General features: G+C 62.8%; 8 protein-coding genes. 2 read left to right on the forward strand and 6 right to left on the reverse strand.

The genetic code is table 11. The annotated features are described in order from the left end of the window. Window positions 1-54 precede the first annotated feature (54 nt). Together NKH03_RS14960 and NKH03_RS14965 are read left to right on the forward strand one after the other, a co-directional pair. Window positions 55-1,806, forward strand: coding sequence for a type I secretion system permease/ATPase (locus NKH03_RS14960; protein WP_352968951.1), 1,752 nt, complete (start codon window positions 55-57; stop codon window positions 1,804-1,806). A 4-nt stretch (window positions 1,807-1,810) separates the two neighbouring features. After that, entirely contained in the window at window positions 1,811-3,337 is a 1,527-nt protein-coding gene (locus tag NKH03_RS14965) for an HlyD family type I secretion periplasmic adaptor subunit (protein WP_352968953.1), read from the forward strand. Between the two features lie 175 nt (window positions 3,338-3,512). On the opposite strand, the gene NKH03_RS14970 is transcribed toward NKH03_RS14965, so the two are convergent. From NKH03_RS14970 to NKH03_RS14995, 6 genes are all read right to left on the reverse strand, one after another. Then, window positions 3,513-4,259 (reverse strand): GGDEF domain-containing protein, encoded by a 747-nt coding sequence (locus NKH03_RS14970; RefSeq protein ID WP_352883939.1) that lies wholly within the window; start codon window positions 4,257-4,259, stop codon window positions 3,513-3,515. A 183-nt stretch (window positions 4,260-4,442) separates the two neighbouring features. Then, window positions 4,443-5,147: a thermonuclease family protein gene (locus NKH03_RS14975; protein ID WP_352968954.1), complete on the reverse strand. Its 705-nt coding sequence runs from the start codon at window positions 5,145-5,147 to the stop codon at window positions 4,443-4,445. Window positions 5,148-5,180: 33 nt separating this feature from the next. Beyond that, window positions 5,181-6,380: an ABC transporter substrate-binding protein gene (locus NKH03_RS14980; protein ID WP_352968956.1), complete on the reverse strand. Its 1,200-nt coding sequence runs from the start codon at window positions 6,378-6,380 to the stop codon at window positions 5,181-5,183. An 87-nt stretch (window positions 6,381-6,467) separates the two neighbouring features. Next, window positions 6,468-7,199: a lytic transglycosylase domain-containing protein gene (locus NKH03_RS14985; protein WP_502913520.1), complete on the reverse strand. Its 732-nt coding sequence runs from the start codon at window positions 7,197-7,199 to the stop codon at window positions 6,468-6,470. Window positions 7,200-7,252: 53 nt separating this feature from the next. Then, entirely contained in the window at window positions 7,253-7,624 is a 372-nt protein-coding gene (locus NKH03_RS14990) for a hypothetical protein (RefSeq protein WP_352968959.1), read from the reverse strand. A 61-nt stretch (window positions 7,625-7,685) separates the two neighbouring features. Then, a partial coding sequence (locus NKH03_RS14995; RefSeq protein ID WP_352968960.1) for a type I secretion C-terminal target domain-containing protein occupies window positions 7,686-9,318 on the reverse strand: 1,633 nt, incomplete at its 5' end.

Below are 9,318 nucleotides of genomic sequence, written 5' to 3' on the forward strand. Positions count from 1 at the left end.
GCCAGACTCGACGCCCGGCCGGACACTACAAAGCATTGAACCCCGGGGGCTACCGTGACGCAGCCAAGACCGCAGTTCCAGGACGTGATGCATCTGGCACGGCGCCAGGCACCCGCCCTGCTCCTCTTCAGCCTGCTGGCCAATATTCTGCTGCTGGCCAGCACCGTCTACATGCTGCAGATCTACGACCGGGTGCTGTCGAGCGGCTCGATCGACACGCTGATGTGGCTGACCGTGGCGGTGATCGGCGCGATCGCCGTCTATGGCCTGCTGGAACAGGCCCGCCGGATGATCCTCGGGCATATCAGCCAATGGCTCGACGACCAGCTGAGTGTTCCTGTGATCGAGCGCGCCATGGAGGCTCGCCTCGTGGGCGGCAACGGCGTCGAGGCCGGCCTGAAGGATGTGTCGGATCTGCGCGGTTTCGTTGGCGGTGACGGCATGCTGACCTTTCTCGATGCGCCGTGGACGCCCGTCTTCCTGATGTTCATGTGGCTTCTGCACCCGGCATTGGGCCTGGTCGGAATTGCCGGAGCGATCCTTTTGTTCTGCGGCGCGCTCGCCAATGATTTCCTCACCCGTCACAGGGGCCAGGAAGCGGCGGCGGGGCTGCGTCGCAACCAGGCCGCGGCCGGTCAATACATCGATGGCGCCGAGACGCTGCGCTCACTCGGCATGTCCGAGCCGGCGCTGCGGCGCTGGGGGGAAAGACAGCAGTCGTTGATGGAAATCCAGGCGCAGCTGCTCGGGCGCACAACGACCATCGGCAGCCTGTCACGCTCGCTCCGGCTGGCGCTTCAGGTGGCCGTGTTGGGGCTTGGCGCCTATTTTGTCCTGCATGGCGAACTGACCGCGGGATCGATGATTGCCGCCTCGATCCTGCTGAGCCGGGCGCTGGCGCCGATAGAACGCTCGATCGGCGCCTGGCGCGGCCTGGTTACCGCCCGCACGGCACGCCGCAACCTGATGCGGCTTTTCGCCGACACCGGGTCGATGCAAAACGCCTGCGTGAAGCTGCCGCGCCCGCAAGGGCGGCTGAGGCTCGAGAACCTGAACTACTATGCGCCGGGAGCGCCGCAGGCCCTCTTGAACCGAGTGGCCTTCAGTGTCGAGGCGGGCGAGACCTGCGGCGTGATCGGCTCGTCGGGTTCCGGCAAGACCACGCTTTGCCGCCTCATTGTCGGAACGCTGCGCCCGTCGCTCGGCCATGTCAGACTGGACGGTGCGGAGGTATCCAGCTGGCCATCCGACCAGCTGGGCATGCATATCGGCTATCTGCCGCAGCAGGTCGAGCTGTTCCCCGGCACGATCGCCGAGAACATTGCACGCCTGCGCGACGTCGACAGCGGCGCGGTCGTCGCCGCGGCGCAGCTTGCCGGCATCCACGAGATGATCCTGCGGCTGCCGAACGGTTACCAGACCGAAGTCGGGTCACGTGGAGCTCGGATATCGCGCGGCCAACGTCAGCGCATCGCGCTGGCCCGGGCGCTGTTCGGCGATCCGGCGCTGGTGGTGCTCGACGAGCCGAACACCGGCCTCGACGGCGACGGCGAGATGGCATTGTTCAACGTGCTTCGACATCTGAAGGAACAAGGCCGCACCGTTATCCTCATCAGCCACCAGACCAACCTTTTGCGCATCGCCGATCGTGTCGTCTTGCTCCAGGACGGCTGCATCTCGATGTTCGGCACGCGCGACGAGGTGCTCGGCGCTCTGACCGGTCAGGCCAAGCGCATCGCCGTGCCGGCATCCGTGCGGGACAAGATCGCCGCCAATGTGCCGGCGCAGCTGAAGGCAGTGGAGTGAACCCATGGACGGTCGATTTGGCGATCTGTCGACGATGCTGGACCTGCTGATGGTCAGCCTGCGCGACATGGTGGACAAGCTGACCATCGCTCTCGGAGATCTGACGGGCGCGGCCTCGAGCTGGTTCGACGGGCTGGGCCTGCCTGCACGTATCGCGGTGGCGGCAGCGGCAGCCGCGCTGCTTCTGCCTATCCTTGCCAACTTCTTCCGGCGGCGATCGCATGCATTTCGCGCCAGCAAGCGCGATCTGAAGCAGCGTACGCGGCCGGCGCGCATGCTGGGCTACGTCTCGGCGATCGGTTTTGTCGGCGGCATCGCGGTCTGGTCCAGCGTGGCGCTTCTGGCAAGCGCCGTCGTCGCCAACGGCATCGTCAGCCCGGAAGGCTACCGCAAGACCGTCCAGCATCTGGAGGGCGGCATCATCGGGGCTATCCATGTGCGGGAGGGCGACAAGGTCAGTGCCGGCCAGATCCTGATCAGCATGAAGACGACCGACGCACAGGGCCGCTACGACGAGCTGCAGGGGCGCTACATCCGTCTCCTGGCAGCCGAGGCGCGCCTGCTTGCGGAACTTGCCAAGCAAGACCAGATCATCTTTCCCAAAGAGCTGACGTCGATCGACAGCGAGATCGCCCGAAAGGTGGTTGTCGAGGAGCAGGCGCTGCTCAACAGCCGCCTCGCGACCCGCGAAGGTCGCGAGCAGATCCTCAACAAGCGCATAGCGCAGATAGAAGAACAGATCACGGGATCGAGGGAAGTGATCGCGGCGCAAGGCGAGCAGCTCGGCCTGATCGACCAGGAGATCGGTTCCGCGACGGTGCTCTACAAGAAGGGACTGGAGCGCCTGCCGCGAATCCTGGCTCTGCAGCGAGCCCAGGCCGACATCCGGGCCAACCAGGCGTCGAACCGGTCGCAGGTCGCGCGCAACGAGCAGCAGATCGGCGAGACCAATCTGCAGCTGCTCAATCTACGCCAGCAGGACAGCGAGAGCGCCAATGAGGACCTTGCCAAGGTGCGCGGCGACCTGGCCGAACTGCGCAGCCAGCTGCCCTCACGCCAGGATGTGCTGACCAGGACCGACATTGCCGCGCCGATCGCGGGAACGGTGATGAACCTGCGCGTGACGACCGAATCCGGTGTGATTTCAAGCGGCCAGGCGCTTCTCGATATCGTTCCTAACGAGCCCAATCTTGTCATCGATTCCAGGATCAAGCCGGCCGACATCGACATGGTGCATCCCGACATGCCGGCCCGCGTGGTGCTGTCGGCCTATCCGACCAGGCACCTGCCGCAGATCCATGGCTTGCTAACCTCGGTGTCGGCGGACCGGCTAACGGACGAGAGGACCGGAGAGCCTTATTTTCTCGCCAAGGTCAAAGTCGATACCGCCGACCTGGAAAAGCTGCACGACGTCCATCTGTCGCCCGGCATGCCGGCGGAAGTCATGATCCTGACCGGCGAGCACACGCTGCTCGACTACATGCTGGCGCCGGTTCGCGACTCGCTCAATCGCGGGTTCAGGGAGCATTGATGCAGGTCGCCCAAAAGTGACCTCGGTTTTGGGAGAACGACATGTATAGAAACAATGACCTAACTAGGCGGGTCGCCTGAATCCGTTCAGACGCGGCACGCTTTAGCCCCTACGGCCGCTGCATCTGGCATTTCCCCGGGCTTTGAATAACCCTGGCGCTGACGCCCGACGATTGTCAGCTGTGGAGATGCGTCAACTCAAGCGCGGCTCCATCCCGGACGCCGGCCATGCGTTGCTCGGCGGACCGGAACATGTCCTCGAACTCCACCTCGTTTTCGAATATCACGCCGCCGACCTTGACGCTCAGCGCATCCTCGGTCCCTTTTGGCGCGAAATAGACTTGCGCGATGCGCGACCGGATACGCTCGCCGATTTCGCTGGCTTCCGCTTCGGTGGCGCCCGAGAGGAAGACCCCGAACATCGAAGCCCCTATACGTCCAACCAGATCCTCCGCGCGCACCGACGATCGTATGGTCGAGGCGACCAGCCGCAAGGCCTCGTCGCCCCATTCCAGACCAAAGCGCAGGTTGATGGACCGCAAATCTTCCGAATGGATGACCAGGAAGGCGCCCGATTTGGGACCCGGCGCCGATGGTCTTGCTGTTCTTCGTTCGACCATCGACGTGAACACCGCTCCGTTCAGGCAGCCTGTCGTGGTGTCGAAGGTTGCCGACTTGTCGAGTTCCCGGCGATAGCGGCGGACCTCGATCTGCTTCAATCCGACGAACAGAAAAAGCGGAACGCCGAGGATAACAGGCAGCAGGATCGCCGTGATCATACTGCGCCCAAATGGTGTCAGCGCCTCCGAGAACAGCAGCAGATAGTTGAGGCCGACGGAAAGGGCCAGGATTCCCATGGTTCCCAGAAAGGTCAGCCAAGCGACGCCTTTCCATGCCTGGGTGGTCGCCGTTGTCTTTGTCACTGGCCGATCTCCTGTGGATGGGCTTGTATAAGGCCGGTGTGTTGCAATTTCAGTTTCAAGGAACCTTGCAATTTAATCGATTGCGCGATGACCCCATGAAAGGCTGCGGACGAAATGGTTCGCTCCAGAGGAAAGCTGCACCCGTGACGGTTAACAAACAAAATATCAGGGTTGAATGGCCGGCTATTGTGCCGAACCGAATATGCCCATCTGCGCATTTCTGGCTGTGGCCTCCGCCTTTCCGTAGATGCCGCTCGGCAGCGCCGTGGCCCAGCCATTGGAGACAAGCCAGGCGCCGACATCCTGCTTGCCCAGCCTGCACGGCGAGGCGATGGCAAAACGCTCGACGTCCGGCGGCACGAAACATTTCAGCCCGCGCCCCCTCAGCCAGGCATTGAAAGCGGCGCGTGCGCGCTGACCGCATGGCCAGTTGACGTCGTGAAACGAGCAGGATCTGTCGAGGTCGATGCCTTGCGCCCCGCTGATGATCACCTTCCGGCCCATGGATTCGAACATCGCCGACGATGTCGCAATCGGGCGGTAGAGCAAGACTTCCCGCCAATCCTTGGGCATCGGCGTTTTCGGGGGCACGGCGAGACCGAGCTCGCTGAGCGGCGGGCGGGGCTCGACCCGTTCGATCTCCGCGGGATCGAGCCGTGGCGGAGCGATGAGGTCTTGAGCAACCTTGCGCGCCGGCTCTCGGCGTTGTTCGTCGATAACAGTCGCGGGGGGTCGGATTGGCTGCGTGTCGTCACCATCCTGCGAAGGGGCCAGGACAGGCCGATCGATCGGGAGCAAAGCCCCGGCCCTACCGATCAGCAGGATCCCAGCCAGAAGCAGCAGGCTTCCGAGCCCGATCGCCTGGCGGCTGCGGCCCAGCCTGCCCATCAGCGCGAACAGGTTCTCAAGGCTTCTCGCCGATCAGAAACCCGACGTCGATTTGGCAACCAGCTTGAGAGCACCTTTTTCAATCCGATAGAACGGCATCGATCGTTCGCTGGATCCGTCGGCCCGAAACCGGAACAGGCCTGTCGATCCACGAAACCCGTTTGGATTTTCGAGAATTTTCTTGCTGAAGCCTTCAGGCCCGACCGAACTGGCAATCCCCGCGGTCAGGGCAACCATATCATAGGCGTAGGCCACATTGACGTCGGCCGGGTAGTTGTATGTCGTCCTGAAGCGGTCGGCGATCGGCCCGGTTTCGCGCGGATCGAGCGTGGCGATATAGGCCCCCTCGAAAAGCGGATCCATGGGATGGTCCAGCCAACGGTTGGTTCCGACGACGGAGATTTTCTTCCCCGGAATGCCCTTTGATTTGAGGGCGGCAAGGATGGCTGACGGACTGCCATCGCCGCTGGCGACGATGACGGCGTCGGGGGCTTCCACCAGTGAGCCCATGTCGTCGACCGCCTTCGCGCCACTGTCGCCAGCCGAATACGGGACGGTGACCGCCAGCGTCGCGCCGTAGATGCTGAGGCTGTTGGCGACCCGCTTTTCCACGGCGCCGGCGTTTGGGCCTGCCGCGACAAGCAGGACGAACTTCTTGCTGCCTTTCGCGGCCAGTCCCGCGGCGCCCGCCGCGGCGCTGTCCGCTTCGCCAAGCAGCACGGCATAAACCCCGGCGCCGCCGGCGAAATTATCGGCAAGCGCCAGGACCGGTGGCCGCGTCGATCCCGACAGCGTGGCAATATGCTGGGCCGCCGGCAGTTCGGTCGGGCCGATGACGGCCTTCGACCCCGTCGTTATGGCCGTTATCGCCAGTTTGCTGGCCAGTGTGCTGTCGCCTCTGGTGTCCTCTACCGTCAGCGTCAGCAATCCATTGCCGATATCCGTCATCGCCAGCTTGGTGGCATCGAGCATCTTCCTGCCGTTTTCTCCTGCCGTTCCGGCGGCGGACAGCGGCAGCAGCATGGTGATCTTCGTCGGACCGGTGCCCAGCGACTGGGTCGCCTGGACTGGACCGGCAACGGCGGCGCCGTTCTGCCCGGCGGGTGCGGCAACCGTCGCCGGATCGAGCGCTTCGGAAACGCCATCTTTCGATTGGCAGCCCGACACCATGACGGCGAGCGCAAGGGCGATTGCCCACGTCCGCGGACAGTGGACCTGTCGGCCAGCTTCCATGAATACTCCACCCCTATTTGCCGCCGGCTTCCCGGTCTGGCCTTCAAGCCATGTTACGGCGGACTTGCCGTGCCGTCTGCATTTCTTTTAGCCGTGGAAAAGCCTGGCTCTCAGCGCCTTGATTTGTCGCGCCTGCCCGGCACTCCGATACCAGGCGCATTTCATGTATCGTGGTCCGGGCACGAACACACGGCGCACGCACACGCCTTTTCCCTGGGCTGGAGCTACGCCCTCTCCCGCTGGCGAAAATGCGGAAAAGCCGAAGGACGCCACCGGCAACGGGCCGGTCACGTCGATGCCGTCCCTTGCCAGGATTGCCCGCGCACGCTGACAGTAGAGCACCGAAAGTGCCGAGAACCGGCTTTCATTGTGCCCGGCGCGATATTTCATGACGGTGGTGCACAGATCGCCCGCGGCCAGCCTGTTGGCCTGCGCAAGATATTCGACCCCCAGCGCGATGTTGGTGGCCGGCTCGCTCAGATCGTCCAGGGAGCCTCGAAAGCCGAGCATCCTGGCGGTCGCCGGCATCACCTGCATCAGGCCGACTTCGCCATCGGCGCCCTGCACGTCGGGATCGAACCCGCTTTCGATCTCCATGACGGCATGCGCCAGCAGCGGCTCCAGGCCATGGATCGATGCCTGGCAACTGGCAAATGCCTTGAATGTCTGCCGGGTCCACTGCGTGGCCGCCTCACAGTGCACCGGTCGCACCGGATTGGAGGACTGTTCCACGGAAGGTCGTTCCAGCCAGTTGGCGCGGGCCGGCGTGACGGCCTGGCCAAAGCCGATCAACGCGACCGCACCGGCGATCGCGCCCAAAAATGATCCGTCGGCTGTCATGACGGCAAACAGGCGTGGCTTCGCCTATCCGGTCAGTGCATGTACTCGACCATGCGATCGTGAAAACACTCGCATTTGTTGAGCGTGTCTTCGTCCTTGTAGTTCGTCTTCAGGTAGCCGTAGGCCATGCCGCAAGCGACCTTGGCCTCCGACGCCCAGACGAAGACGGGCCGGGACGAGTTGATCCACTCCGAGCTGTTGGCGGCCGCAACCGACTCGTCCATCAGCTTCACCACCTGCACCCTGAGGTCGACGATGTTGTCGGTCAGCACCAGGTTGGACGTGCCGACGGTACGGCAATAGTCGACCGCCGGACCTTCGATGATGTCGGCGGCAAAGCTCGTCGACCCGACTGCCAGCAACAGCGTCGCAGCGGAAACCAGCAGTCTTGCGGAATGTTTCATGATGAACTCCCCTCGATATTAGCGGTGTATAACATAATTACGCGGTCGCGCACCATGGCCGTTAAACCAGGTTTGCCGTCGTCGTATGCTGGGTTACGCCATCGTCGTAGAGCAGCGTGATGGTGTTGGCTACGGGGTGGTTCACGAGTTGGGCTACTTCGACGAAGCTGCCTCCCGATCCGCTGGTATCGACACTGAGCGTGCCAGTGCCTGCATCGTAGTTGACGAAGTTGCCGATATTGGCGGGAGTTGCGTCGAATAGCGCGGTCAGGTCGATCTTGTCGCCGTCGCCACCTACGCCGCTGAAGTCGGTGATGAGGTCCTTAATGTCGATATTCTCAAGCCGGAACGTATCGGCGCCCGTGCCGCCGGTAAGCGTGTCACTCCCGGCACCACCGACCAGCAGATCGTTGCCGGCGCCGCCGATAAGAGTGTCAGCGCCGCCTTCGCCTCTGAGCGTGTCGTTGCCCAGTCCGCCGGCCAGGTAATTGGCGCCGGAGTTTCCGAATAGATAGTCATCGCCGGAGCCGCCGATCAGGCCCTCGATGCCGGTAAGGGTATCGCCAGTGGCATCGCCGCCGCCGATCGATCCCGAGGCCGGATTGGAGAAAGTCACTGGTGCCCCAGACGCATGGCCATCATCGGCCAGATGGATTGAAATGGCGGCCAAGCTGCTGCCGGTGTAGTCGACGATGTCGATTCCGGCCCCGCCTGAGATCGTGTCGGTGTGCGTGCTCCCAGCGATCACGTCGTTACCAGTCGTCCCGGTAAGAGCGAAGTTGCCGGATCCATCTCCCGCCACCACGTGAATGGCAAGTGGCTGCGTGCCAGTGGTATCGCCGTCCCTGTCAGTCGCGGAGACTGTAAAGGCCAAATTCTGATCTTGGGGCAAAACGTTATGCGTGAGGGAGACGCTCGAGAACTGAGCGCCTTGCCCTGAGACGTTGACCGCGCTGACCTGCAATTGGTTGAAGCTGATAGACGGATCAATCACGAATGTTCCGGTTGACGTGATGAATATGTCACCGGACGCGGATGTATTGGTGAGAGTGTTGGTCGCAACCCAGTGGTAGGTTCCCCCTGCACCGTTCAGCTGATTGACCACCAAACTCACGGAGTCGTTCAACTCTGCATTGGTGCTGGCCGGATTATCCGTGCCGACTCCAGTTCCGGCAGTGTGGAACTCCATTGTGAAGCTTTCATCCCCGCCTACGAAGGTGTTTGCGACGCCAAATCCGTTATTGCTGGAGTTGATCCCGCCCGTGCTTGAAAACTCAATATGGCCATCGCTGGTTTCGCGCCAGTTCGGTCCGCCAGCGGGAAGGTTCTGTAGCGAATAGGTTATTGTCGTGCCAGCATCTGGCTGGAGGAGGTCGAACTGGTACGTCCCATCCGACCTTACCGTGAGATCGAACACCTCGGTTGCACCGGCATTCGCGTGGAGGGTAGTAGTGCCATCCGCAGCGGTCGTTGTGCTGTAGACGATGCCCGCGATCGCCGGACCCGTGATGCTGAAATGGTCGATGCCGTCGGCACCCGGCAGAAGCGAGAACAAGCCAGCGACTGATCCCACCTCGTTCGGGATCGTGCCCGAGGTAAAGGAGCCTAGCGACGGACCGTCATCGTGGAACGTCGCCTTGCCGCCGACATCGACCGACTGCGAGGCGGTGTCCAGATCCTTGTCCGTCACCGTC

The sequence above is a fragment of the Mesorhizobium sp. M1406 genome, assembly GCF_040317555.1.
Lineage (GTDB): Bacteria > Pseudomonadota > Alphaproteobacteria > Rhizobiales > Rhizobiaceae > Mesorhizobium.

Bases quoted from the DNA above. Each gene is read 5' to 3' on its own strand.
- NKH03_RS14980 (WP_352968956.1), bottom strand. From the start codon at position 6,380: ATGGAAGCTGGCCGACAGGTCCACTGTCCGCGGACGTGGGCAATCGCC.
- NKH03_RS14965 (WP_352968953.1), top strand. From the start codon at position 1,811: ATGGACGGTCGATTTGGCGATCTGTCGACGATGCTGGACCTGCTGATG.
- NKH03_RS14990 (WP_352968959.1), bottom strand. From the start codon at position 7,624: ATGAAACATTCCGCAAGACTGCTGGTTTCCGCTGCGACGCTGTTGCTG.
- NKH03_RS14975 (WP_352968954.1), bottom strand. From the start codon at position 5,147: ATGGGCAGGCTGGGCCGCAGCCGCCAGGCGATCGGGCTCGGAAGCCTG.